Source organism: Jeotgalibacillus terrae (assembly GCF_016908195.1).
Taxonomy (GTDB): Bacteria; Bacillota; Bacilli; order Bacillales; family Jeotgalibacillaceae; genus Jeotgalibacillus; species Jeotgalibacillus terrae.
This window is the reverse complement of the sequence record NZ_JAFBDK010000009.1, coordinates 137101-163166: the sequence shown is the minus strand read 5'-3', so window position 1 is coordinate 163166 and position 26066 is coordinate 137101. Positions and strand designations below refer to the sequence as shown.

The window sequence follows — 26066 nt, the reverse complement described above, 5'->3', positions numbered from 1 at the left end:
ATGTTAAAGCCCAATGTTGTTTTAGCACAGCTGGTGATTGGAGCGGAAGGGGGACGACTCCAGCAGGAGAAGCGTGACAGGTGAGACCCCGCAGAAGCGCAGCTTCGAAGAGGTCCGATTGCATCGGAGCCAAAAAAAGCTCATGCGGAAAGCGTTCCCCCTGAAGCGGAAATCAACAGCCATCTTTAACAGTGCTATTAAATTTAATAACCCTTTTGATAATCCACTACATTCACACTCAACTTTTCATCGTCTGCAAAAGACTTCAGGTTCGGAATCAAAATATCCTTAATCACACGATCATTGTAATATTCAGTTGACCCGGCTGTATGCGGCGTGATGATGACGTTTTCCATCTCCCAAAGCGGGCTGTCTTCCGGAAGAGGCTCTGTTGCGAATACATCAAGACCGGCGCCTGCGATTTTTCCTTTTTGAAGTGCTGAGGTCATTGCCTGCTCATCAATAATTTCCCCACGGCCGATATTGACAACAAAACTGCCATTTTTCATTGCTTCAAAGGTCTGTTTCTTAAAAAGACCTTCTGTTTCACGCGTAAGTGGTAGCGTAATAACTGTATAATCACAATCCGGCAAAATGTCTTCGAGCTGATCGAGCTTATACATATGGTCAAAGTACTCTTCCTTTTCACCGCTTCTGCGGAACCCTGCAACTTCCATGCCAAATGCTTTCGCAATTTTAGCTGTTTCTTTTCCAATGGCTCCTGCTCCTAAAAGAGCCAGCTTTTTACCGTGTAGTTCTAGCTTCAGCCCTGCATGATGCCACTTCTTTTCCTGCTGCTGTCTTGTGTATGTATGAATCTTACGGGTCCAGCCTAGCAGCATGGCAAAAATCGTTTCAGCAATCGGAAATGCATGTACGCCGTTTGCGCTTGTCAGGTGAATACCGTGCTTCTCAAATTCGTCAAGCGGGTGGCTATCGATTCCTGCACTCCAGGACTGTACCCATTTAAGATTTTCAGCCTGTTCAAGGTATGGGATCATCGCGTTTTTCCAGCCTGCAACAACTGCTGCATCAGACATGTGAGGTCCCCATTGTTCTTCATCTTTCCCTGTCACCAGCGTCCATCCCGGCACTGCCTCTTTTACTTCGCTCATCAAATGTTCTTCAAGGTCATGGGCAATAATGATTTTTTTCTCCATTTTTATGTCCTCCTAAATTTTACTGTCATAATAGATAAATTCCACATTTATCTCCTTTTCAACCGTCAATCTCACAAAAGAAAACTGTTTCTGTCTCCTTTTATCAGTCGGAGAACCTGGATTCAGTAACTGAACACCGTCAATTATTTTGAAGGAGGGGATATGGGAATGACCATATATGATCATATCAATATCATTCTGCACAAACGCATCAAGCGCTCTCTTTTCAGTCGTTTTCCCTTTTCCGTGACCGTGTACAAGCCCGATCCTGAAAGTCCCCACCTGAATAATCTTTTTTGCCGGAAACCGTTTTGTCAGTTCCTGATCATCTGCATTTCCATAAACACCTTCAACTGGAGCGAAACGTTCAAGTTCCTGAAATGTATCGAGTGTGTTAAAGTCCCCTGTATGAATGATCAGGTCCGCTGACTGGCATTCAGTCGTCAGCCGGGGCGGAAGTGTCTTTGCCATCCGTGGCATATGAGTGTCTGATACAACAATGATTTTCAAATCTTTCACACCTTTGTTTTCAACGTGTTAAACTAACATTAATTATCAATCAATTCTGAAGGAACGTAAAGGAGATCAATATATGGAGTTATATCAGGGAGAAGTTGTCAGAAAGTCCGACAACGCTAAAATCCAGTATGTCATCAGGCAGATGACAGAAGATCATTTTGATGAATTTAAATCTTTTCAGCAAATCATACTATCAGGCATTGAAGATGCCTCTTCGCTCCAGCCGTTAACAGATGAAGAAATTTTATACGTATCAGGAGAAGGCGGGATTCTGCTTGGTGTCTACGCAGAGGACAAGCTGATTGCTGTGCGGGCACTTCTTTTCCCGGGAGACGATGAAGAAAACCTTGGTCGTGATCTCGGACTCTCGTATGATGAGCAAATGAGAGTTGTCCATCAGGAAATCTCTCTTGTAGATCCGGATTACCGTGGGAACGGGCTTCAGCAGATTATGGCAAAAGTGATTATGCAGGAGTTGAAATTTACCCACACTTATTTTGAACACCTCTGCTGCACCGTTTCACCATCTAATATTCCAAGTATGAGGGATAAGTTTAAGCAGGAAATGATCGTTGTGGATGTGAAGGTGAAATATGGAAATATGCCCCGGTATATTTTCTACAAACCGCTTAAACAGAAGCTTTTTATTGATAAAGATTCATATATTTTTGTCAGGACTGATAAAGCTAAAAGACAAAAAGACTTTTTGGCTGCAGGCTACGTAGGAGTAGGGATCAGCCGGACAAAACTTGGCACATGGCTTGCCATGGCAAGGTTAAAAGAATCAGTGTAAATGTTTAAATGGAAAATGGAAGGGTAGACTCCTATATATACAAAACATCAACAGGAGGCTATTAACCATGGCGCAAAATTACAATACGAAAAATGACAACAGCAGTAAATTATTGATGGGTGTACTTGTAGGAGCAGCAGTAGGCGCTGCAATTGCACTGCTTGACAGCAACACAAGAGAACAAGTGAAGACAGGAAGCAAAAACGTCGGTTCATCAACAAGCGGATTTGTCCGTAACGTAAAAGATAATCCAGGAGAGTTCAAAAATGACCTTTCAGGACGTTTTCAGTCAGCTGTCTCTACATTGAAGAATGCAATGAGTGAAGCTCAGTCATTATACGAAAAAGTAAATGAAGACGTAGTTCCTCAGGTAGAAGCAATCCGTGAGAGTGCTTCAGACATCGTTGATACAGCGAAAGAAGCTACAGAAGATGCAAAAGACATTGGCGGCCAGGTTGCCGATGCAGGATCTGAAGTAAAAGAAGGCGTTTCGTCTTCAGCTGGATCAACAGGTTCTACAGGATCTTCAAGCTCAAATGATTCAGTCGTTCAACTGAACAAAAAGAGCCAAAACACAGTAGATGCATCACCACAAGGGGATATCCCGGGTGATGTTGGCCGTAATAAATAATTGATAGTAAAAAGGAATCGCCGGTGGCGATTCCTTTTTTGGTGGTATTTGGGGGACGGAGGTGAAAGTAGCTTATCATGACACTTTTACCTCCGTTCCGGGCATTCACATTACCCTATAAAAACAACAAACCTGCAACAGCACCAGTCAATACTACAATCCACGGCGGCAGCTTCCAGAACACAAGCATGCTGAATAAGAATGCTGCCAGGACAAAGTGAATCGGCTCTAAAACAGAACTTGTCCAGATCGGGAAGTAGAAGGCTGAGATTAGAATGCCGACAACTGCTGCGTTGACACCCATGAATGCAGCTTTCATTTTAGGATTTGTTCTAAGTGCGTTCCAAAACGGCAGTGCCCCAAGAATGAGCAGAAATGCCGGCAAAAAGATTGCGGCTGTAGCCAGCAGTCCGCCCTGCCATCCGCCAATCACAGCTCCGATATAGGCAGCAAAGGTGAAGAGCGGCCCTGGAACTGCCTGTGCAGCACCGTACCCTGCAAGGAATTGTTCTTCGGTCAGCCATCCGGTTGGGACAAATTCACGCTCTAACAGTGGAAGTACAACGTGACCGCCGCCAAATACAAGTGAACCTGAACGATAGAAACTGTCGAACATTGCAATCCAGTTAGCTGAAGTTATTTCCCGGGCAATTGGCAAAATTGCAAGTAATACAAAGAACAGTGTCAGAAAAACAGCGCCAAGCTTTTTAGAAACCGGAAATTTGAATTCCGGGTTTTTATCTGTTGTATCACCTTTAAACAAAAAGAACCCTGCAATACCAGCAATAACAATGACAACAACCTGACTGACTGTTGTCTGCCAGAGCAGTGTGACAGACAGCGCAAGAAGCGCCATCGCTTTACGCTGAAGGTCGGGCGTCAGGTTTTTAGCCATACCCAGGATTGCGTGCGCAACAACTGCTACTGCGACAATCTTAAGTCCCTGAAGCCAGCCTGCATCTGATACATCAAAGTTGGATACGATCATGGCAAAAATAATTAACGCGATTACTGATGGCATCGTGAATCCGATAAATGAAACGACACCTCCAAGCAGTCCGCCGCGCATAACACCTATACCAATACCGACTTGTGAACTTGCAGGACCTGGCAGGAATTGACTGAGTGCGACAAGATCAGCATAGGTTTTATCTGTCATCCATTTACGTCTTTCGATATATTCATCTCTGAAATAGCCCAGATGAGCGATTGGTCCGCCAAACGAAGTCAGACCGAGCCTCAGTGATACGAGTAAGATTTCGAGTAATGATCCCTGTTTTTTCATATGAATCTCCCTTCTAGTCTTTGATTTCCTTAAACAGTTCATAGGCTTTACTTCTTGCTTCGGCTAATACCTCTATGCCACGCGTTGTGGCGGTATAGTATTTTCTGATATGACCGTCAACTTTCCGTTCTTCTTTCAACAGAAGACCGTCTGCTTCCATCGAATGAAGAATCGGATAAAGTGTGCCTGCACTGATTTCATATCCGTGCTCATGCAGTTCTTCTGTCATCCATGCGCCATACACAGGGTGCTCTGAAGCGTGATGAAGAATATGAATCTGAATAAAGCCGAGAAATAATTTTCGCAGTATTTTATCATCCATATGTAGTCCTCCTATGTGGAATCGATATTCGATATCGAAAGTCGATATTAGAAGTTTAACAGGGAGATGAATCGTTGAGAAGGGGTTAGTGTGCATCTTTACATTCCGTTTACATTGTAACTTTGCGTATATAAAAAACCTTCGCATTGCTGCGAAGGTTTTGGATTGATTAGTTTGTAGATTGTGCAAGACGGACGAGCAGGTGTGCCAGCTGATGGCGCTGATCCTTGTCACCAAGCTTCCATAGTTCCTGAAGGAGTTTTTCCTCGCGGTTGCGGGGCTCTTCATTTTTAGCCAGGTAATCGCCAACTCTTTCAGCACCTTTAGCAAGTGCTTCTTCACCAAGACCAAGCTTTTCACCTTTAGATACCTGATCGCCTAAATAATCCTTAAAGCGGTCAAAGCTTTGCAGAATTTCTTCTTTCTTTTCAGGCTCTGTCTGACGTGCTTCCTTCTCAACCTTGTTTTCGATATCCATGATAAAACCTCCTGTAAATATTTACTGTATGTTCTAGTAGAAGGTTTCCCGGCTCACAATCTTTCAAACATCGGAATAAATAAGAATTATATGAAATATCAAGCGATTACCTTGTCGCAGCAAGGAATAACTGCTATCTTAGTAAAAAACTATTTGTAAAGGGGGCGGATCAGTTGCATCAAGAACGATACTCACGTCAGGAGCTGTTTAAGCCGATTGGAACTGATGGTCAGCAGGAGCTCAGTGAAAAGCATGTGTTGATTATTGGTGCTGGTGCGCTCGGAACAGGGGCTTCAGAATCACTGGTCAGAGCGGGTGTAGGAAAGATCACTATCATTGACAGGGACTATGTTGAATGGAGTAACCTGCAGCGCCAGTCTTTATATAGCGAAGAGGATGCACGCAAAAAAATGCCAAAAGCGATCGCGGCGAAATACCGTCTTGAACAGGTCAACAGCTACGTGGAGATACAGGCGATTGTTGCAGATATCACGTATGAAGATCTGTTGAAATATGCTGAGAAATGCGATTTGATCATAGATGCGACTGATAATTTTGAAACGAGGTTCGTGATCAATGATGTAGCGCAAAAATTAGAACTTCCGTGGATCTACGGGGCATGCGTTGGCAGTACAGGAATGAGTTTTACCGTTATCCCGGGGGTGACGCCATGCTTTAACTGCCTGTGGGAGACAACACCGCCTACCGGCCAGACGTGTGATACGGCGGGCATTATCAGTCCTGCTGTTATGATGGTAACTGCCCATCAGACAGCTGATGCACTGAAGATTCTGTCCGGAAACACAGAGGCACTCAGCGGCAGGCTGGTTACATTTGATGTATGGCAAAATGATTACCAGTCAATTGGTGTGTCAAGAATGAAAAAAGCCGATTGCCCTTCATGCGGGGAGGACCCGACATATCCTTACCTGACGATGGAGTCAGCGATGAAGACGGCTGTATTGTGTGGACGGGATACGGTTCAGATCAGACCTGCTGAGAAAAAAATGATAGACCTTGGGGATTTACATACGATCTTTTCAACCCAGGGACTGCCTGTACAGTATAATCAGTTTCTGATCAGCATCACTTTTGATCCATACAGGATGGTCATTTTTAAAGATGGCCGTGTGCTGATTCACGGTACGAACGATAAAACAGAAGCGAAGAAAGTGTATCATAGAGTGTTTAATTGATTATGCGGGCTTTTCCTATTTAATTAGGGGGAGCCTGCTTTTATTTTTAGCTATGTTAAAGACCAATGTTGTTTCTGTACAGCTGTTGATAGGAGCGGAAGGGGCCGACTCCCGGCAGGAGAAGTGTGAAAGGTGAGACCCCTGAAGCGGAAATCAACAGTCAATTTTAACCAATCCTTATTTTTTAATAGTGTAATGCAAAGGGTTTGCGTTTTCACAAATCATATAAGGGAATGGTAAGATTAACTCATAGTATAAGCAGAAAGAAGATATGACCATGACCAAGATCATTTACTTTATCATTATCGTGACATTTATCGATACATTCATTCAGCTTCCGGTGATGACACCTTACGCGATCAGCCTCGGTGCAACAGAGACGATGGCCGGCCTGATTATTGCGGTGTATTCAGCGTTGAATGTTGTCGGGAATATAGTGGGCGGTTATGCAGTGGACCGATATGGCAGAAAGCCGGTTCTGGTAATTGGAACAGTGCTTTCTGCAGCGGTTCTTTTATTTTATCCGCTGGCGCAGGATGCGGGTCAGCTGCTTTTAGTCAGAGCGGTTCACGGGATTGTCAGCGGTTTGTTAATCCCCTGCGTGTTTGCGATTGCCGGTGACTATGCAGCGAAGAGCAGCACAAAGCCAATGGCGTATATCGGTGCCGGGATTGGGAGTGCGGCTATTTTAGGACCGGCAGCAGGCGGGATTCTTGCAGCCAATGGCTTAACGGATGCGGTCTTTTATTCAGTAGCCGTTCTTTTTGCAATCTGTATCTGGCTGACAGTGAAGTATGTATCCGAGTCTTTCAGGGAAAGAGAGAGAAGAGTGGTTACAGGGGCACCGATTATAGAGCTGTTGAAGCACAAAAAGCTTCAGCAGGCTTCTCTGGCAGCTTTTGCACTGATGGTCAGTAATGGGACGCTTGCATTCGCACTTCCTTTAAAAGCACAAGGCCTGGGCTTAACTCAGGCATCTGCAGGTATCTGGTTAAGCATATTTGGCGTAACTGCAGTCATTATTTTCGTAACAAAGCTCAATAAGATTTATGATGTATTTACATCTGAAAAACTGACAGGCACCGGACTGATTACGATCGGTCTCATACTTGGACTGATTCAGTGGATTTCGCTACCTGTGATCATTCCGGTCCTGATGTTCATGTACGGGATCGGGTTTGCGCTTATCTTCCCATCAATGAATCAGATGGTGACAGATATGTCTAACAAAGCAACGAGAGGGAAGGCGTTTGATATCTTTTATTCCTTCTTTTCAGCGGGTGTGGTTGCCGGGTCAAGCTTAGCGGGGTTTGTCAGTGAAAAAGCAGGCCTGCCATTTACCGGCGGCGCTGCTTTGATTCTGACAGTCAGTCTCGTATTTATCGTGATTGGAAAGTTGCGTTAAAGCTTCATCTCTGGGCTTCTGTCACGCTGGTAATCACCATTTTTTCCGCCTGTTTTTTCAGCGAGAAATGTTGGTCCGATGACCATTCCTTTGTCAGAAGCCTTGCACATATCATAGATCGTCAAGGCACATACTGATGCAGCTGTGAGTGCTTCCATCTCCACTCCTGTACTGCCTTTTGTCTTCACGGAAGCTGAGATTTTCAGTTCGTAACGAGAAGTCACATCCCATTCGAAAGACAAATCGATCCCGCTTAAAGACAGCGGATGGCACATGGGGATGATCACAGAAGTCTGCTTGGCAGCCATAATACCTGCCACCTGAGCAACAGCCAGCACATCACCTTTTTTAGATGTCCCTTTTTGAATGTGTTGATAAATTTCTTCATTCACTACAATACTTGAATGTGCGACAGCCACTCTGACAGACTCCTGTTTGTCAGAAATATCAACCATTCTGGCACGGCCCTGCTCATTAAAATGCGTTAAATCAGACACACTTATCACCTCATTTGATTAATACATACATTGTAGCACGACTAGAAAGGAGTGTAAGACATGCTTGAACAACGAAAACCAATTCCTGTCGCTGAAGCCGTTCAGCGCGTCATGTCAAAAAAAATCACGTCAAAAACTGAACACATACATATAGAGGACGCACTTGGCAGAACACTTGCAGAAGATCTGGTTGCTACTCATCCCGTCCCGCCATTTGACCGCTCACCCTATGACGGCTTTGCAGTCCGGTCACAAGATACTGCACAGGCTTCAAGAGAGAATCCGCTCGACCTTCACGTAACAGAAACAATTGGCGCCGGCTCAGTTCAGACTGTCCCCGTCCGTGAAAACGAGGCTGCACGGATTATGACTGGGGCTATGATGCCCGCTGAGTGCGATGCGGTCGTTATGCTTGAGCTGACTTCTGAACCTGAACCCGGCGTCATGAGGATTAAGCGTTCATTTCATAAAGGAGACAATATCTCTTTTAAGGGTGAGGACGCGGAAGAAGGGACAGTTCTCGTTGAAAAAGGGTCTGTGATTAATCCGGGGACTGTGGCGCTACTTGCAACGTTTGGCTATGAAACTGTTACAGTAGCGTCAAAGCCGCTTGTCGGTGTGCTTGCCACTGGCTCTGAATTACTCGAAGTCAATGAACCGCTCGAACCTGGAAAAATCAGAAACAGCAATGCACTGATGGCTGCAGCGCAGGTGAAAAGAGCTGGCGCAGAAGTGAAAATGCTCGGCAAACTGTCTGATGACCTTGAAGCATGCTATCAATCTGTTAAAGAGGCGCTTAATGAAGTAGATATTCTGATCACAACAGGCGGCGTGTCTGTTGGAGACTTCGACTTTCTTCCGGAAGTATATAAACGACTCGGTGCTGAAGTGCTGTTCAACAAAGTTGCCATGCGCCCTGGAAGTGTTACGACTGTGGCACATTTGAACGGACAGTTTCTATTCGGACTTTCAGGTAATCCCTCTGCATGTTATGTCGGATTTGAACTGTTTACAAGACCGGTGATTCAGCAGATGCTTGGTAACAAAAAGCCTCATCTGCCAGTGGAGGATGCAGTACTTGGTGCAGACTTTACAAAGCCGAATCCTTTTACGCGATTTGTCAGAGGGACGGTATCCATTAAACATGGCAGGCTTGAAGCGAGTCCATCCGGTTTTAACAAATCAAGCGCTGTCAGTTCACTGGCAGCAACGAATTGCCTGATTGTGCTGCCTGGCGGAACGAGAGGGTTTACTGCAGGAGATCAGGTGAAAGTTGCGCTGCTTGAGACAGCTGAAAGTAGCGGGATGCCGTGGTAGCAAAGATCCTGCAGGTAGTCGGCTATCAAAACAGTGGCAAAACGACAGTAATGAATCAACTGGTGAAAGCTGTCTCAGCGCATGACCTGAAAGCCGGAACGATTAAACATCACGGGCACGGAGGATCACCTGACTATACTGATTCTTCAAAAGACAGCCGCCGCCATTTTCAGGCTGGCGCTGCAATCAGTGCAGTTGAAGGCGAAGGCGCCATCATCATAGAATCAGAAGCAGGATTGGCAGATTTAGAGAAACTGCTCACTTTTTACAGGACCCTCCCTCTTCATGTTATCCTTGTAGAAGGATATAAAAAAGAATGGTTCAGCAAGATTGTAATGATAAAAGACGAGCAGGATAAAAAGCTTTTAAGAGAGTGTAAAAATATTCAGGCAGTCATTACCGATCTGCCTCTTTCTGACTTAAATATACCGGTATTCCGCCGGGATGATCATACAGGTTATACAGAATGGCTAATCAAATGGCTGAAGGAGGGGTAAAGCATGTTTTCTGTAACATCAGAACCACTGTCAATTGAAGAAATATCAAATAAAGTTGTGCGTCCTGAAGCAGGTGCAGTTGTTACATTTACAGGCACTGTAAGAGAGTTCACTAAAGGAAAACGCACGCTTTACTTAACATATGAAGCATATGCCACTATGGCTGAAAAACAGTTAAAGAGAATCGGAGACGAGATCAAAGAGCGCTGGCCGGATGCAGTGACAGCGATTTCCCACAGAACAGGGACACTGGGTATCTCAGACATTGCTGTAGTGATTGCCGTATCGACGCCTCACAGAAAAGATGCGTATGAGGCAAATGAATATGCGATTGAGCGGATTAAGCAAATCGTGCCAATCTGGAAAAAAGAAAAGTGGGAGGACGGCGAAGAGTGGATCGGGGATCAGCTTGAAAAGAGCGCCGGTATTCCTGAGAAGGAGGAAATCAGATGATTAAAGTGAACTGTTTTGCCCATTTAAAAGAACTTGCAGGAGGCAATCATATTCATATTGATAAGAAAGAGATGTCAGTAAAAGAATTGCTTGAAGAAGTTCAGCGTCAATACCATATTCAGACGGACTCTGTGTTAGTTGCAATTAATGAGGAATACGCATTTCCTGATGACCAGGTTACTGAGTACGACACAGTCGCACTCATCCCGCCGGTGAGTGGCGGGTGATTGGTGCAGTTATGGCTGGCGGTGAATCGCGGCGTTTCGGACACCCGAAAGCTTTCGCTGACTGGGCAGGCAAGCCGTTTTATGAAAGAGCGGTTGACGCTTTAACCCCGATATGTGATGAAGTTGTGCTGTCAGTCAGAAAAGATCAGCTTGAGGATTTTAGTGAGTTCAAAGGTAAACTCATCACTGACCTCGCGCCATATGAATCGTGCGGGCCGCTCGGAGGTCTGTATGCACTGATGACGCAGACAGATGGAGATGCAGTGATGACACTGCCATGTGATATGCCGCTTTTTACTGCACGCGATGCAGAGAAGCTGAAGGCTTTTTTTGAAAAAAGCAACTTGCAGGCACTCATTCCTTCAGTAAACGGACGACTGCAGCCGCTTTCAGCTATTTATTCAACAAGCTGTCTGCCGGTTATGACAGAACAGCTTGAAGGCGGAAATTTCCGTATGAAAAGCTTTTTTGATCAGGTGAAGTGGCAGGAAATTCCCCATACGGAGCTTGGCATCACAGAAGAAGCTTTCAGTAATATTAACGATCAGCAAACTTATGAGCACTTAAAAAGTACCGCACAGAGGAGGAAAACGGATGGAACCGATTAAAGACTTTTATCAGCGGCCGCTGCACGATATTCGCATTTCCGTTACCGACCAATGTAACTTCCGGTGCGGATACTGTATGCCGGCAGAAATATTCGGCCCTGATTTTGCATTTATGCCAAAAGAACAGTACCTCACTTTTGATGAGATCGAAAAGCTTGTTACTGCGATGAGTGAACTCGGAGTGGAAAAAGTCCGGCTGACTGGCGGAGAACCGCTGCTCAGAAAAGATCTGCACGAACTGATTGCCAAATTATCGCGTATTCCGGGTATTAAGGATATCGCGCTCACGACGAATGCAATGATGCTGCCAAAGCTTGCGGTGAAATTGAAAGAAGCAGGGCTTCAGCGTGTCAATATCAGTATGGATGCGATTGAAGAAGACGTCTTTAAGAAAATGAATGGTCGCAATGTCAGCACAAAACCTGTAATTAAAGGAATAGATGCTGCGATTGAAGCGGGACTTGAAGTGAAAATCAATATGGTCGTGCAAAAAGGCGTCAATGACGATCAGATCCTTCCGATGGCACGCTTTTTTAAAGAGCGGGGTGTGATGCTGAGGTTCATTGAGTTCATGGACGTTGGCAGCACGAACGGCTGGAAAATGTCTTCTGTTGTATCGAAAAAAGATATCATTACAATGCTGAATGAAGAATTTGAAGTGGAGCCGGCTGATCCTCATTATTATGGTGAAGTGGCTGACCGCTATATTTATAAAGGCACAGATACTGAAGTCGGCGTGATTTCTTCTGTATCAGATTCATTCTGTTCAACCTGTACCCGTGCAAGACTGTCAGCAGACGGGAAGATGTATACGTGTCTCTTTGCAACAGAAGGCTTCGATCTGAAAGAAGCAGTTCAGACGAAAGATCACGATGAACTCATAGAGGCTGTAGCATCAATCTGGCGGGTAAGAAAAGACCGTTATTCTGATGAAAGAACAGAAGAAACGGCAAAGAACCGTCCGAAAATTGAAATGTCTTATATCGGCGGGTAAAGGAGCTGAGGGCAATTGCATGAAGAACATAAAAAAGAGGCGCCTGATTCAGTTGCCTGCAAAGTCATTACAGTAAGTGATACAAGAAATGAAGAAACGGATAAAAGCGGCAGGTGGATGATTGATATGCTCGAAACGTCAGGTCATCATGTGGCAGCTTACGAAATTGTCACTGACGAAGTCATTTTAATCCAGCGGGCAGTCAAAGACGGGCTGATGGATGACACGATCCAGGCCGTTCTGATCAATGGAGGCACAGGATTTGCGCCGCGTGACGTCACCATTGAAGCCGTTACACCGCTTTTTGAGAAAGAGATTCCCGGTTTTGGTGAGCTTTTCCGTTACTTAAGTTATGCAGAAGATATTGGATCAGCAGCTATGATGTCCCGTGCTGCAGCAGGGATCGCTGAAAAGACTGCAGTCTTTTCTACACCAGGTTCAACCGGTGCGGTAAAGCTTGCAATGGAGAAGCTGATTTTACCGGAGCTAGGTCATATCGTGCGTGAGATGAATAAAGAGTAGTTGAGTAAAACCGCGGCCGGAGCCGCGGTTTTTTTGATTCAGAAAAGGTGATTGTGGTTGCGGGAACAGGATGTAGTAATCTACACAAGGGTGGTAGCTATCCGTACCAGGAAGCGTTCCAGCGGTTATGATGTCCAGTCCGTTTTATCTCCTGCTGCCAATGCATTCAAAATTTTTGTCGAAAATATGTCTTTTTTCAGAGAATCTAGTTTTACGAAACATTCTTTAGGGTATTTATGACCAGGTGCGAAAACTGAATATTTATAAAAATGCTGACAACTCAGCGAAATTTATTACGGGGGAGAGATCGATGTGTCAGGTCAAATTAATGTAACAATTAACGGCAAACCGGCTGTGATTAGTGAACACTTGTCTGCAATGCAGGCACTTGAAGATCACCAGACTGAAGTGCCATCCGTTTGTTATCACCCGAGTCTCGGAGCAATTGAGACATGTGATACGTGTATTGTAAAGGTGAATGGAGAGTTTGTCCGTTCATGTTCAACTCAGTTGAAAGAAGGAGACGCGATTGATGGCGTATCTGCAGATGTAAAGGAAGCTCAGGTCGTCGGGATGGACCGGATCTTAAGAAATCATGAGCTGTATTGTACAGTATGTGATTACAACAATGGCACGTGCGAAATACATAACACCGTCAAGGACATGAAAGTGAACCATCAGAGCATGCCATTTGAAGATAAACCATATGAAGTGGATGATTCCAACCCGTTTTATCGCTATGATCCGGATCAGTGTATTTTATGCGGACGCTGTGTGGAAGCATGTCAGGATGTGCAGGTAACTGAAACCCTGACAATAGACTGGACATTGAAAAAACCACGTGTCATCTGGGATAAGAATTCTAAAATCAACGAATCATCGTGTGTATCATGTGGACACTGTTCAACTGTCTGCCCATGTAATGCCATGATGGAAAAAGGGATGGAAGGGGAGGCCGGCTTCCTGACAGGCCTTGCGAAAAATACGCTTCGTCCGATGATTGAAATTACAAAGAATGTTGAAACCGGCTATGGTTCAATTCTTGCCATTTCAGATGCAGAATCTGCCATGCGTGAAGACCGCATCAAGAAGACAAAGACTGTCTGCACATACTGTGGTGTCGGCTGCAGCTTTGATATCTGGACGAAGGACCGCAAAATCCTCAAAGTCGAACCTTCAGTGGACGCACCTGCAAACGGCATTTCCACTTGTGTGAAAGGGAAATTCGGATGGGACTTTGTCAACAGTGATGCAAGAATCACAAAGCCTCTGATCCGTGAAGGAGATGCTTTCAGAGAAGCTGAATGGGATGAAGCACTGAACCTTGTCGCTTCAAAAATGAAAGAACATAAAGAAAAGAGCGGTGCCGATTCAATGGCATTTATCAGTTCTTCTAAGTGTACAAACGAAGAATCATATGTCATGCAGAAACTGGCACGTGGTGTCATCGGAACAAACAATGTGGATAACTGCTCACGTTACTGTCAGACGCCTGCAACGATGGGTCTTTTCAGAACGGTAGGTCATGGCGGTGACTCCGGTTCCATTACTGATATTGCACAGGCAGGACTTGTGCTGATTGTTGGCTCCAATACTTCCGAGTCTCATCCGGTACTGGCAACACGCGTTAAACGTGCGCATAAGCTGCATGGCCAGCGCCTGCTTGTTTCAGATATCAGAAAACACGAAATGGCAGAAAGAGCGGATCTGTTCTTCCAGCCAAAACCGGGATCTGATCTGGTCTGGCTGTCAGCTGTGACGAAATACATCATTGATCAGGGCTGGGCAGATGAAGAATTCCTGAATAACCGCGTGAACGGTCTGCAGGAATATGTAGCCAACCTTGAAAAATTCACATTGGATTATGCTGTTGAAGCAACAGGTCTTTCAAAAGAAACGCTGATTCAGATTGCTGAAGAAGTCCATAATGCAAAAACAACTTCAGTTCTGTGGGCAATGGGCGTTACGCAGCACTCAGGAGGCAGTGATACAAGTACAGCAATCTCAAACCTTCTGCTGATCACCGGTAACTATGGTAAGCCTGGTGCAGGAAGCTATCCACTGCGCGGTCACAACAACGTACAGGGTGCAAGTGACTTTGGCAGTATGCCTGACCGTTTCCCTGGTTATGAAAAAGTGGCTGATGATGAGGTAAGAACGAAATATGAAAAGGCGTGGAATACAAAGATTCCTGCTGAACCTGGCTTGAACAATCACGAAATGATTGATGCAATCCATGACGGCAACCTGAAGATGATGTATCTGAAGGGTGAGGACATGGGGATCGTTGATTCAAATATCAACTATGTGCATGAAGCATTTGAAAAGCTGGATTTCTTTGTTGTTCAGGATATCTTCCTTTCAAAGACTGCTGAATTTGCAGATGTTGTGCTTCCTGCAAGTCCGAGTCTTGAGAAAGATGGTACATTCACAAACACTGAAAGACGTGTGCAGCGTCTGTATCAGGCACTTGAGCCGCTTGGTGATTCAAGACCTGACTGGGAAATTATCCAGGATCTTGCAAAACGCATCGGTGCCGATTGGAACTACACGCATCCAAGTGAAATCATGGAAGAAGCAGCTTCCCTTGCACCGCTTTATGCAGGTGTTACGTATGAAAGACTGGAAGGCTACAAGAGTCTTCAGTGGCCTGTAGCAGCGGATGGAACTGACTCACCGCTTCTATTCCTGGAAGATTTCCCATTCCCGGACGGCAAAGCGCGTCTGTTCCCGGTCGACTGGACAAAACCGCTTGAGTTTGACGAGGAATACGATATTCACGTCAATAATGGCCGTCTGCTTGAGCATTTCCATGAAGGAAACATGACATATAAATCTAAAGGCATCTCGTCGAAAACACCTAATGTATTCCTTGAAGTATCGGAAGAGCTCGCTAAAGAAAGAGGGCTTGAAGACGGCACATTAGTCAGACTGTCCTCTCCATATGGTGCAGTAAAAGTAGAGTGTCTGATCACTGACCGTGTAAAAGGAAAAGAAGTATATCTGCCAATGAACGATAACAGTGAAGGTGCAATCAACTTCCTGACGAGTTCTCAGGCTGATAAAGATACCGATACGCCAGCATACAAAGAAATCAGTGCAAAAATGGAAGTGCTGAAGCCAAAAGGTGAGAGACCGATTCCAAGAACCAATCACAGAAACGGAAACCCTCAGCCGCAGCTTGGCGTCAGAGTGGATAAAAAGTGGGCACGTAAAGATTATGTGTTCCCTGGTGATCTTGTGAAACTCAGAAAGGAGGCGTCTAAGCGTGGCTAAAGCGACAAAAGTGATTCACCGTATGGAAATCAGTGAAGAGGAGATTCGTCAGCGTGATCTTGAAGAGCTGAAAACCAGACTGCTTGATAATAAAGAAGCGATTCATGAGATTTTTGACATGATCGAGCACATGCAAAAACGCGGTGTGCTTGATATGGGTACTTCACTCTTCGCTGAAGGTGATAAAGTACTTGATGTCATTGTCAAAACACTGGATTCAAAAGAAACAACAAACAGTATTAAAAACCTCCTGCTGATGGTCGGCACACTCGGCACACTGAACGTTCAGCAGCTGGAGCCGTTGATCTTGAAAGTGAATAAAGGAATTGCACGTGTCGCAGAACTGGATGAAAAGAACGAGCAGGGAGGGTACTTTACCCTTCTGCGTTCTTTAAATGACCCTGAAGTAAAGCGTGCCATGGCAGTAGGCGCAGCTTTCCTGAAGGGGCTTGGGTTCAAACAGGATGAGCATGAAAGAACGACGCAAAAACCGGAAAGCCAGAAAATAAGAGACGATGAAAATGAAGAAAAAGAAGAATCAAACTGGAACGGTGATATCTTCACAACTGAATACCATGAGCTGAATAACCACTCGGCTCCTGTTAAAAGCGATTCAGGTTCCTCTACAAAAAACAGCTGGCTCCTGCCAGCCGGACTTGCACTGGCGGCAATACCGTTATCGTATTGGCTGAAGAAAAAATAATATTAGAGTCAGATTGGGCAGAAGCTGAGAGTTTAATAACCATATTTTTTATTAAGCAATACTTGAGGTGAGCGGAGCGGAAGGCGGCGACTCCAGCAGGATGAGACGGACAGCTGAGACCCCACAGGCGCCCCGCGCCGAGGAGGCTCAGCGCCGTCCCTGCGGAAAGCGCCGCCTGCAGCGAAGTGAACCGGTTAGAAAACCGAAACGTTTTTGTCCCAGTCTCAAATACTAAGGGGGAACAACAATGGCTGAAAAAAAGCTTAAAAACCGCTGGCTGATAGCAGCAGCAGCGGTAGGAATACACATATCAATCGGATCAGTATACTCATGGAGCGTATTTTCAAACCCTCTAAATGAGAAACACGGATGGGCAGCAAGTGACATTGCATTAATCTTTAGTATCGCAATCTTATTTTTAGGTCTTTCAGCTGCTTTCATGGGGCACTTTGTCGAAAAGCACGGTCCAAGAAAGTCCGGTATGATCGCAGCAGTCAGTTTTGGTATCGGTATGATTGGATCTGGTTTTGCTGATGGTATCGGAAACTTGTACTTATTGTATTTCTTTTATGGTGTATTAGGTGGGATCGGACTTGGAATCGGTTATATTACACCGGTTTCCACTCTTGTAAAATGGTTCCCTGACCGACGTGGACTTGCTACAGGGCTTGCGATCATGGGATTTGGATTCGCTTCAATGATTGCCAGTCCCGTAATGGAAGCGCTCATTAATAGTATTGGGATTTCAGGCACATTCTATTTACTCGGAGCGATCTATTTTGTGTTAATGTTCAGCTCTTCCCTGTATCTTGAGAAGCCGCCTGCTGATTATGTACCTAAAGGCATGACGCAGGAGGAAAAGAAAGAGAAACAGGAAAACAAAGATACCGGAGACCTTGCCCAGCTGACAGCAAATGAAGCGGTTAAAACAGTTCGGTTCTGGGCGCTTTGGGCGATGCTCTTTATCAATGTCACGTGTGGAATTGCGATTATTTCTGTTGCTTCACCGATGGCACAGTCAGTAGCCGGCATGTCTGCAGGAGCTGCTGCAGTGATGGTCGGTATTATGGGTGTATTTAACGGAGCAGGGCGTCTCGGATGGGCATCTGTTTCTGATTATATTGGCCGCCCGAACACGTATACAACGTTCTTTGTTATACAAATCGCAGCATTTGTCCTTCTGCCAAATGTGACGAATGCACTGATTTTCCAGATTTTAATTTTCGTTATCCTTTCATGTTATGGCGGTGGTTTTGCTTCTATTCCGGCATTCATTGGAGACTTGTTTGGAACAAAACAGCTTGGTGCGATTCATGGCTATATCCTGACAGCATGGGCAGCAGCAGGACTTGTAGGACCAAGCGTTGTAACGCGTATCGAAGAAGCAACAAACAGTTACGCGCTGACGATGTACATTTTCACCGGTGCCTTCGTCGTTGCGCTGATCGTTTCACTATTAATCCGTGTTAATATTAAGAAAATCCGTGAAGAAAATCGTGTACCGGCAGAAGCGACGAGCTGATGCCTGAGAGTCCGGGCGAATATGCCTGGGCTTTTTTACACAAAAAGGAGGACAGCAAATGAGCGCAGAATCTATTAAAAGAAGAAGCATACTGAAAATACGTGATGGAGAGGCAGAGTGGACTGAAGATACAGTCGTGACTGAAGAGGTTTTGACAATCAAGCTGAACGGCGAAGAGTTTGTGACCGTCGTGTGTTCTCCTGAACATATGGAGGATCTGGCTGTTGGCTACCTCGCTTCAGAAGGTGTTATCAGGAAGCCCGATGCGATTACCTCTATCCGTCTGGACCAGAAAAATGGCTTCATTCATGTAACAGCTGATCCCGTTAACCCGCTTTATGATGCCTTACAGAATAAACGGTATATTACGTCCTGCTGCGGGGGAAGCCGTCAGGGATTTGTTTTTGCAAATGATGCGATGACTGCTAAAAAAATGACAGGGCAGCACGTGAAGCTGAAGCCTGAACAGTGCTTTCATTTGATGGAGCAGCTTCAGAAGTCTGCTGATACTTTCAGACAAACCGGCGGTGTACACAACGCTGCACTATGCACTGAAGACGGTATCGTTCTGTCCCGGATGGATATCGGCAGACATAATGCGCTTGATAAGATTTACGGATATTGTCTGCGTAATCAGGTATCTGTAAAAGGGAAAGTCATTGTATTCAGCGGGAGATTATCCTCAGAAATTCTATTGAAGGTGGCGAAGATCGGCTGCGAAGTAGTGATATCAAAGTCAGCACCAACAGAACGTGCGCTCGAACTAGCTGAGGAATTACAAATGACCACAGTCGGTTTTGTAAGAGGGAATTCCTTGAACGTCTATACCTGTCCTGAACGGATTCAGCTGAAGGAAGCGCCAGTATACTAAAAAGACCGGGAACAGCCTATGCCGTTTCCCGGTCTACATACGTTATGAACCAGCTTTCAATTCATCGTGATCAATATATTGGATCTGATCTTCAAATATTAATTTCGTTCTAAAACGGTATCTGCACTGATCGCTTTTATCTTTTAGGTGCTCAGGTATTGTATAAGAGAAAGGGATTTCTCTTGAGAACGTAGCATCAATTTCTTTAGACATATAAATGGTTGTCGCAATTTCAACTGGTTTTTCATTCAGATGCTTTGGATCAAATGCCATCAGGTCACATTCCAGCCGGGAAACCTTTTTCTTTTTCTTCGGACCCTGCAGATAAAAAGTGCCCGTAATTTGAGATCCAGGTATTAAAACGTTTTGGTCTAAAACCAGATCAACCTTTCCTTTTCCGGTTGAAAAAATATTTGTCAGTTTATTAAACATGTCATCCCGTCCTTTAGTCACTATACGAAAGAAACGCCCGATTGGTTTCACTTAATCATACCGCCGGGTGTTGAAGCAAGTTTTTCGCTGTTCTGAAGCCGTAAAAACCTCATATAAAATACCCCTGTCATCAGAAGAGAAAACACACCGAAAATAATCACCATATAGACAAGTCCAATCAGATCAAGAAACAGACCTGTCATTAATAGGACAATTTGAAACACAATCCGGTCGAGCATGTTTCTGAACGAAAAGAACCTTCCATGAAACTCTTTCGGTATTCTCGTCTGAAAAATGGTAGCAGCTGTCGGGAAAAAGCAGCCGACGGCAAAGCCGAAAATAATAAATGATAATATTGATAGAAACGGAATAGCAGCGAAATATAAAATCAACTGTGAAAATCCAATAACAAAAGAAAATGTAAATAAAATCGTATAAGGTGAAAATGCTTCCCCAAGCCTTTTAATTACAAACGCCCCAACCATAAATGCAATACCTTCCGCTGTATAAATCCAGCCCTTTATGGCTGAGCTGTCCTGAATTTCACTGATATTAATGACAACAAGGTTGAATCCGCCAATAAACAGAAGCGGTACAAGTGTCAGGATCAGTGTCATCATGACAATTGGCAGGCCTTTGATGATAGGGAAAACTTCTTTAAAACCTGCAGACCGTTTGCCCTCAGAAGGCAAGGGTTCCGGTTTATGCTCCTCAAATGAAAGCAGCCAGGTTAGTCCGAATAATACGAGATACGATACAAGTGACAGAATGTATACCAGAGAAAGCGGCAGCTGCACGACCAAGACCCCGGCAATAGCAGTTCCAAGCACCCGTGATAAGGTAGCCACGTTCATATGTATCCCATTTAACTGCAGCAGATCTTTTTCAGCTACAACAAGCGGCAATGCGGCCTGTAGTGCAGGGAAGTAGAAGGCTGCTGAAACCTGAATGAAAATCAGGAAAACAATCATCCATATAATTGAATCCTGTTGAATAGCGATTAACATAAAAATAACGCTGGCTGCTCTGACGAAGCCTGAGCCCAGCATCACCGTTTTTTTATGCAGCTGATCTGTCAGTCTGCCTGCAAGCGGTCCAATCAATATACTTGCGAGAAGCCCTGCCCCAAGAATCAGTGACTTTACAAAGTCTGAAGGGACCTTTTCCTGCATAAATTCCAGGTTACCAATAATCCCAAGCCATAAACCTACTCCGGCAATAAACTCCCCGCAAAGCAGTATCCATACATTACGATTGTGCAGCATTTAATGAACCTTCTTTCTTTCATGTTTCTACTGAAAAAGTATGCGGTAAACTATTTCGTTTGTCTACATGATATTTAACATTTACTTTTTTCAAGAAATAGGAGAACATATTAGTAAAGATTCGACAACATTAGGGGGGATTTGTGAATGAAAGCTTATGAACAATTGGGTGCATACATAATTGAAAAGAGAAATGAACTGGCTTTGGAGCTCGATGGTGGCAGCCCTGACTTAATGCTGTCGAAGAATGACGAAAAAAAACTGACTGATTTGCAAAGTGACCTGATCTATTATATAGGAACTGCGATCAAAGAAAATAACCCGTTAATAGTAGAAGAACAGGTCATAGAATGGGCTCATAAAACAGGAGAATCGGCTGTCCAGAGAGGAATTGAACTCGACGATGGACTCAGCCTTCTTTCCCAGCTGAGAATGATGATCTGGAATCTGATCCTTGTTAAGCAGGAAGAACTGAATTTTACCGCACAGGAAGTCACTGAGATTAACTTTAATATCGAACCGATTATTAATAAAGCAGGTCGCAAATTCACTATGACCTATGTTGAAGATTACCGCCGTTATTTGAAAAAAGCACAAAGCAGTGTCATGGAATATTCAGTTCCGGTAGTGGGATTGAATGATGATGTAGCGATTCTGCCATTAATCGGCGAGCTTGATGACGACCGGGCAAAGATTTTAAAAGAAGTTGCGCTGCATAAATGTATTGAGTTGCGCAATTCAACCCTGATCCTTGACCTTTCAGGTGTACCGACAGTCGATACAATGGTGGCGAATGAGCTGTCCCAGGTCATTGATTCACTGAAACTGATCGGCGTGAAAACAATATTGACCGGTCTTCGTCCTGAAATTGCACAGGCTGTTGTGGAAATCGGTATTAAATTCGAAGGCATGACGATTCGTAAAAACTTAAAAACAGCGATAGAAGGATTATCGATATAATTAGAAGGCTGCTGATGCGGCCTTTTTTTATTTTGGCTCTGTTAAATCTGGCTGTTGATTTCCGCTGCAGGGGGAACGCTTTCCGCATGAGCCGTCTTGTGGCTCCGATTCAATTGGACCTCCTCAGCGCGGGGCGCTTGCGGGGTCTCACCTGTCACGCTACTCCTGCTGGAGTCGTCCCCCTTCCGCTGCAATCACCAGCTATGCTAAAACAACATTGGTCTTTAACAAAGCCTTTATTTTTGAAATGACTGATTTTAATTCAGTGGAGCTGCTACTGCAACCGGATTGGCGGTCACTACCATCTCATTGTCGGATAGGAAGATAAATAGAATAAACACCTTGACAATATACCGTATGGGGTATATTATAAATCGTGTAAGAAACATTGAACAAGCAAGGGAGGTTCACTTCATGGATTATTCAAAGCAGTCTATTCATCGTCTGAAGCGGGTGGAAGGTCAGCTGCGCGGTGTACTTGCAATGATGGAAGAAGAAAAGGATTGTAAAGATGTTGTGACTCAACTGTCAGCCATCCGTACTGCGATCGACCGTACAATTGGATTAGTCGTGAGTGAAAATCTGGTCTCATGCGTCAGAGAAGCAAATGAAGACGAAAATCTTGAGCCGGACGATGTCATTAAAGAAGCGGTGAACCTGCTTGTGAAAAGCAGGTAATTTTTTTGAAAAACAATATACCCTATGGGGTAATTAAATTTAGGAGGATTTACATTTATGCAAAAGAAACGAACAACGATTGTATTATTCAGCGGTGACTACGACAAGGCGATGGCTGCCTATATTATTGCAAACGGTGCAGCAGCCTACGATCATGAAGTAACAATCTTTCATACGTTCTGGGGGTTGAACGCACTTCGTAAAGATGGAGATGTGGAAGTTCAAAAGAGCGGCATGGAAAAGATGTTTGGAAAAATGATGCCTAAAGGTGCAGATAAAATGGGACTCTCAAAAATGAACTTCGGCGGTCTTGGTCAAAAAATGATTAAAGGCGTTATGAAAAAGCATAATGCAATGGAACTTCCGAATCTGATTGAAATGGCTCAGGAGCAGGATGTAAAGCTTGTTGCATGTACAATGACAATGGATCTTCTGGGACTTCATAAAGAAGAGCTGCTTGAAGAAATTGAATACGCAGGCGTTGCAGCATACCTGGCAGATGCAGAAGACGGGAATGTGAATCTGTTTATCTAAGTCAAAAAGAGAATGCCAGGAGGTGGCTGAGTTTTGAGTATTGAATTATTTATTGTCTTATTTTTAATTGGATTTGTGGGATCTTATATTTCCGGCATGCTTGGGATCGGCGGCTCGATTATCAAATACCCGATGCTGCTTTATATCCCGCCGTTATTCGGCCTCGCAGCATTCTCAGCTCATGAAGTTGCAGGAATTTCAGCAGTGCAGGTATTCTTTGCAACGATTGGCGGCGTGTGGGCGTATCGGAAGGGCGGCTATCTGAATAAAACACTGATTGTCTATATGGGAGTCAGTGTGCTGATCGGAAGTCTGATTGGCGGTGTAGGCTCACAGGCGATGTCTGAAGCGACAATCAATACAGTGTATGGCGTACTGGCACTCATTGCAGCTGTCATGATGTTTGTACCTAAAAAGGGTCGCGAGGATATTCCTTTTGATCAGATTACATTTAATAAATGGCTTGCAGCAATTTTAGCGTTCATTGTAGGAATTAGCGCCGGTATTGTCGGAGCAGCGGGTGCATTTTTACTCGTACCGATTATGCTAGTCGTCCTGAAGATTCCAACAAGGGTAACGATTGCTTCTTCACTTGCGATTACATTCATTGCTTCAATTGGAACAACAATTGGTAAAGTCACAACAGGGCAGGTCGAATATATGCCTGCACTCGTGATGGTGGTTGCCAGCTTAATCGCTGCGCCGCTTGGTGCTAAGCTGGGTAAAAAAATGAATACAAAAATTCTTCAGATCTTACTGGCATTTATTATTCTGGCAACTGCCATTAAAATCTGGCTGGATATTCTAATGTAAACTGTCTGGTGAACCCGGGGATGTATTTTTCCGGGGAAGCCGGGCTTTTTTTGTGGGAAATGTGATGGGAGTTGTGCAGGTCAAATTGCATAATTTCATGAAACGTCCTGTTGATCTCTTGGACCACCGTTGAAATTTCCTGAACACTAGCGTTAATCTTCTGAACCACCAATGACATTTCATGAACCCACCCTGTAATGTCCTGAACCTCCACCAGTTCGCCCCACTTCCTCAAAACTTCTTGACAGAAAATAACTGTTTGCCATAAGATGATGATAACAAACAACGAAAGGGTGACCCGGGAGAATGTGGAACTAATCCTATTTTTGAAAACAAAGATGAATGAAGTGCTGAATGACACATGCAACCAGTCTGTCTTCACACGCATCATCCGTTTTCCAGATAGGATTGATCCACTCCGGGTTTGCGCTCACGGCAGCTGCCGTGGTTTATTTGCGTACACCTAAAGTGCCTCCTGTCTGTGATAACGGACGGGGGGCTTTTTTGTCCCTATAAAGATAAATAGGGGATGAGAATATGACTGTCATTTGTTCAATAAAGAATATTCATTATGCAGTGAGAGAACGGGTACTATTTGATATTGAAGATCTTGAAATCAGAAAAGAAGACCGGATTGGGCTGGTTGGTAAAAATGGTTCAGGGAAGTCGACGCTTCTCCACCTGATCAGCGGACAGCTTCAACAGGAGGAAGGTGAGATTTTCAGGAATGGCCGGATTACCCTTTTGCCACAGCTGAAAAACACAGATACAGTACAAAGCGGAGGCGAAGTGACGCAGGCATATATTAATCAGGCATTTGCAGAGAGTCCTGACCTGCTGCTTGCTGATGAACCGACCACAAATCTGGATGTAGAGCGGGTAAAAACACTGGAGCAGCATCTGACAAGATTTCAGGGCTCAATGATTCTTGTCTCACATGACCGGACATTTCTGGATCTGCTTTGTACAAAAATATGGGAGATTGAAGATGGCCGGCTGAAAGAGTACAAGGGCAATTATCAGGACTATGCTGACCACAAACAGCTTGAATTCCGTCAGCAGGAAGCAGCTCATGAACAATTTTTGCGGAAGAAAAAGCAGCTGGAATCAGCCATTGAAGAAAAAGAAAAGCGGGCAAAACGCGCAACCGTAAAGCCGACAGATGGGACCGCCTCATCAGCCAAAAATGCCAAACCTTACTTTGCAAAGAAACAAAAGAAGCTGCGCCAGACAGCAAAAGCACTTGAAACAAGACTGGATCAGATGGAAAAGATTGAGCGTCCGAAAGAGGCTGCACCAATTAAAATGACGCTGCCGAATGAATCAGATATGAAAGGCAGGCCGATTATCAGATTTGAAGAACAGGTCGTGAGTGCAGGGGATAAAGAGTTGTTTGCACTTAAGCCTTTTTATCTGAAAGGCGGGCAGAAAACAGCTTTAATTGGTGGGAATGGCACTGGTAAAACGACGCTGATCAAGTCAATACTTGCCACTCATGAAGGAATAACAGTGTCCCCGTCAGTCAGGTTTGGTTACTTCAGTCAGAACCTTGATATTTTGAAGCTGGATAAGACTATTCTTGAAAACGTAATGGAAGATGCGATTCAGACGGAAGATATTGTGAGAACGATTTTAGCGCGTCTGCATTTTTACCGTGATGATGTATTCAAACCGGTTCATGTCCTGTCAGGCGGAGAGAGGGTAAAGGTGGCATTTGCCAAAATCTTTGTAAGCAACCTGAACGTGCTGATTATGGATGAACCCACCAACTTTCTTGATATTCAGGCAGTGGAGGCGCTTGAAGGATTACTGAAAGAGTACAGGGGAACAGTGCTTTTTATCACACATGACCGGAAAATGGTGACTAAAATCGCTGACAGAGTGCTTGAGATTAAGAATGGAAAGCTGACAGTTTTCGATGGAGATTTTAAGTCTTATCGTGAACACAAGCCTAAAGAGCACGATGAAACAGCGGATGAACTATTAAAGGTAGAGACGAAAATAACAGAAGTGTTAAGCCGTCTCAGCATAACACCGAGTGAGGAGCTGGACCAGGAATTTCAGATGCTCCTGCAGAAAAAGCAGCGCCTTCTTGCTAAATAAAGGAA

Annotated in this window: 28 protein-coding genes and 1 pseudogene; 20 read left to right on the top strand and 9 right to left on the bottom strand. The window is 44.5% G+C overall.

The window, feature by feature from the left end; genetic code table 11:
- Window positions 1–203: 203 nt before the first annotated feature.
- Together JOD21_RS11285 and JOD21_RS11280 are read right to left on the bottom strand one after the other, a co-directional pair.
- Window positions 204–1160 (bottom strand): D-2-hydroxyacid dehydrogenase, encoded by a 957-nt coding sequence (locus JOD21_RS11285; protein WP_204729714.1) that lies wholly within the window; start codon window positions 1158–1160, stop codon window positions 204–206.
- Window positions 1161–1172: 12 nt separating this feature from the next.
- Window positions 1173–1679, bottom strand: a complete 507-nt coding sequence (locus tag JOD21_RS11280; protein WP_338032900.1) for a metallophosphoesterase family protein — start codon at window positions 1677–1679, stop codon at window positions 1173–1175.
- Between the two features lie 73 nt (window positions 1680–1752).
- Here JOD21_RS11280 and JOD21_RS11275 point away from each other — a divergent pair, with 73 nt between their 5' ends.
- Window positions 1753–2472 (top strand): GNAT family N-acetyltransferase, encoded by a 720-nt coding sequence (locus JOD21_RS11275; protein ID WP_204729712.1) that lies wholly within the window; start codon window positions 1753–1755, stop codon window positions 2470–2472.
- 67 nt (window positions 2473–2539) lie between these two features.
- Window positions 2540–3103, top strand: coding sequence for a YtxH domain-containing protein (locus JOD21_RS11270; RefSeq protein WP_204729711.1), 564 nt, complete (start codon window positions 2540–2542; stop codon window positions 3101–3103).
- A gap of 115 nt (window positions 3104–3218) precedes the next feature.
- Here JOD21_RS11270 and chrA read toward each other — a convergent pair whose 3' ends face one another.
- From chrA to JOD21_RS11255, 3 genes are all read right to left on the bottom strand, one after another.
- Window positions 3219–4388, bottom strand: coding sequence for a chromate efflux transporter (chrA, locus tag JOD21_RS11265; RefSeq protein WP_204729710.1), 1170 nt, complete (start codon window positions 4386–4388; stop codon window positions 3219–3221).
- Between the two features lie 13 nt (window positions 4389–4401).
- Window positions 4402–4710, bottom strand: coding sequence for a PadR family transcriptional regulator (locus JOD21_RS11260; protein WP_204729709.1), 309 nt, complete (start codon window positions 4708–4710; stop codon window positions 4402–4404).
- 169 nt (window positions 4711–4879) lie between these two features.
- Window positions 4880–5188 (bottom strand): DUF3243 domain-containing protein, encoded by a 309-nt coding sequence (locus JOD21_RS11255; protein ID WP_041121418.1) that lies wholly within the window; start codon window positions 5186–5188, stop codon window positions 4880–4882.
- Window positions 5189–5361: 173 nt separating this feature from the next.
- Here JOD21_RS11255 and JOD21_RS11250 point away from each other — a divergent pair, with 173 nt between their 5' ends.
- Window positions 5362–6384: a MoeB/ThiF family adenylyltransferase gene (locus JOD21_RS11250; RefSeq protein ID WP_204729708.1), complete on the top strand. Its 1023-nt coding sequence runs from the start codon at window positions 5362–5364 to the stop codon at window positions 6382–6384.
- A 277-nt stretch (window positions 6385–6661) separates the two neighbouring features.
- Window positions 6662–7789, top strand: a complete 1128-nt coding sequence (locus JOD21_RS11245; RefSeq protein ID WP_204729707.1) for an MFS transporter — start codon at window positions 6662–6664, stop codon at window positions 7787–7789.
- Here JOD21_RS11245 and moaC read toward each other — a convergent pair.
- Window positions 7786–8286 carry a cyclic pyranopterin monophosphate synthase MoaC gene (gene moaC, locus JOD21_RS11240; protein ID WP_204729706.1) on the bottom strand — a complete coding sequence of 167 codons (501 nt, stop codon included), beginning with the start codon at window positions 8284–8286 and terminating at the stop codon, window positions 7786–7788. The two genes, JOD21_RS11245 and moaC, sit on opposite strands and share 4 nt — an antisense overlap.
- Before the next feature lie 60 nt (window positions 8287–8346).
- Here moaC and JOD21_RS11235 point away from each other — a divergent pair, with 60 nt between their 5' ends.
- From JOD21_RS11235 to fdhD, 11 genes and pseudogenes are all read left to right on the top strand, one after another.
- The gene (locus tag JOD21_RS11235) at window positions 8347–9603 is read left to right on the top strand and encodes a molybdopterin molybdotransferase MoeA (RefSeq protein ID WP_204729705.1); all 1257 of its coding nucleotides are present in this window, start codon (window positions 8347–8349) and stop codon (window positions 9601–9603) included.
- A complete protein-coding gene (mobB, locus tag JOD21_RS11230) occupies window positions 9597–10100 on the top strand; it encodes a molybdopterin-guanine dinucleotide biosynthesis protein B (protein WP_204729704.1) in 504 nt (167 codons plus the stop codon). Before JOD21_RS11235 ends, mobB begins: the two co-directional genes overlap by 7 nt.
- Window positions 10101–10103: 3 nt before the next feature.
- Window positions 10104–10553, top strand: a complete 450-nt coding sequence (locus JOD21_RS11225) for a molybdenum cofactor biosynthesis protein MoaE (RefSeq protein WP_204729703.1) — start codon at window positions 10104–10106, stop codon at window positions 10551–10553.
- Entirely contained in the window at window positions 10550–10780 is a 231-nt protein-coding gene (locus JOD21_RS11220; protein ID WP_204729702.1) for a MoaD/ThiS family protein, read from the top strand. The genes JOD21_RS11225 and JOD21_RS11220 overlap by 4 nt, the downstream gene beginning before the upstream one ends.
- Window positions 10777–11388: an NTP transferase domain-containing protein gene (gene mobA, locus JOD21_RS11215; RefSeq protein WP_204729701.1), complete on the top strand. Its 612-nt coding sequence runs from the start codon at window positions 10777–10779 to the stop codon at window positions 11386–11388. Before JOD21_RS11220 ends, mobA begins: the two co-directional genes overlap by 4 nt.
- Entirely contained in the window at window positions 11375–12382 is a 1008-nt protein-coding gene (gene moaA / locus JOD21_RS11210) for a GTP 3',8-cyclase MoaA (protein WP_204729700.1), read from the top strand. The genes mobA and moaA overlap by 14 nt, the downstream gene beginning before the upstream one ends.
- Before the next feature lie 15 nt (window positions 12383–12397).
- The gene (locus tag JOD21_RS11205) at window positions 12398–12904 is read left to right on the top strand and encodes a MogA/MoaB family molybdenum cofactor biosynthesis protein (protein ID WP_204729699.1); all 507 of its coding nucleotides are present in this window, start codon (window positions 12398–12400) and stop codon (window positions 12902–12904) included.
- A 288-nt stretch (window positions 12905–13192) separates the two neighbouring features.
- Complete coding sequence (fdhF, locus tag JOD21_RS11200; RefSeq protein ID WP_380268985.1) at window positions 13193–16180, top strand: formate dehydrogenase subunit alpha; 2988 nt, start codon at window positions 13193–13195, stop codon at window positions 16178–16180.
- Window positions 16173–16715 (top strand): annotated as a pseudogene (locus JOD21_RS11195) (helical membrane plugin domain-containing protein); the annotation flags it as partial. The gene fdhF and the pseudogene JOD21_RS11195, both read left to right, overlap by 8 nt.
- Before the next feature lie 415 nt (window positions 16716–17130).
- Window positions 17131–18405, top strand: a complete 1275-nt coding sequence (locus JOD21_RS11190) for an L-lactate MFS transporter (protein ID WP_204729697.1) — start codon at window positions 17131–17133, stop codon at window positions 18403–18405.
- Between the two features lie 58 nt (window positions 18406–18463).
- Window positions 18464–19276, top strand: coding sequence for a formate dehydrogenase accessory sulfurtransferase FdhD (fdhD, locus tag JOD21_RS11185; RefSeq protein ID WP_204729696.1), 813 nt, complete (start codon window positions 18464–18466; stop codon window positions 19274–19276).
- Window positions 19277–19318: 42 nt separating this feature from the next.
- Here fdhD and JOD21_RS11180 read toward each other — a convergent pair whose 3' ends face one another.
- Window positions 19319–19708 (bottom strand): sporulation protein, encoded by a 390-nt coding sequence (locus tag JOD21_RS11180; RefSeq protein WP_204729695.1) that lies wholly within the window; start codon window positions 19706–19708, stop codon window positions 19319–19321.
- A 47-nt stretch (window positions 19709–19755) separates the two neighbouring features.
- Window positions 19756–20973, bottom strand: coding sequence for an MFS transporter (locus tag JOD21_RS11175; protein ID WP_204729694.1), 1218 nt, complete (start codon window positions 20971–20973; stop codon window positions 19756–19758).
- Window positions 20974–21120: 147 nt separating this feature from the next.
- On the opposite strand from JOD21_RS11175, the gene JOD21_RS11170 reads away from it, so the two are divergent.
- The 4 genes from JOD21_RS11170 to JOD21_RS11155 all read left to right on the top strand — a co-directional run bounded on the left by JOD21_RS11170 (window position 21121) and on the right by JOD21_RS11155 (window position 23958).
- Window positions 21121–21933, top strand: coding sequence for an STAS domain-containing protein (locus tag JOD21_RS11170; protein WP_204729693.1), 813 nt, complete (start codon window positions 21121–21123; stop codon window positions 21931–21933).
- Between the two features lie 414 nt (window positions 21934–22347).
- Window positions 22348–22611 carry a metal-sensitive transcriptional regulator gene (locus JOD21_RS11165; protein WP_041121393.1) on the top strand — a complete coding sequence of 88 codons (264 nt, stop codon included), beginning with the start codon at window positions 22348–22350 and terminating at the stop codon, window positions 22609–22611.
- Window positions 22612–22668: 57 nt separating this feature from the next.
- Entirely contained in the window at window positions 22669–23145 is a 477-nt protein-coding gene (locus JOD21_RS11160; protein ID WP_041121392.1) for a DsrE/DsrF/DrsH-like family protein, read from the top strand.
- 33 nt (window positions 23146–23178) lie between these two features.
- Complete coding sequence (locus JOD21_RS11155; protein WP_204729692.1) at window positions 23179–23958, top strand: sulfite exporter TauE/SafE family protein; 780 nt, start codon at window positions 23179–23181, stop codon at window positions 23956–23958.
- Here JOD21_RS11155 and JOD21_RS11150 read toward each other — a convergent pair.
- Window positions 23930–24340 carry a hypothetical protein gene (locus tag JOD21_RS11150; protein ID WP_204729691.1) on the bottom strand — a complete coding sequence of 137 codons (411 nt, stop codon included), beginning with the start codon at window positions 24338–24340 and terminating at the stop codon, window positions 23930–23932. The genes JOD21_RS11155 and JOD21_RS11150 overlap by 29 nt on opposite strands.
- 155 nt (window positions 24341–24495) lie before the next feature.
- Between JOD21_RS11150 and abc-f the strand changes: the two genes are divergently transcribed.
- Entirely contained in the window at window positions 24496–26061 is a 1566-nt protein-coding gene (gene abc-f / locus JOD21_RS11145; protein ID WP_204729690.1) for a ribosomal protection-like ABC-F family protein, read from the top strand.
- Window positions 26062–26066: the final 5 nt, after the last annotated feature.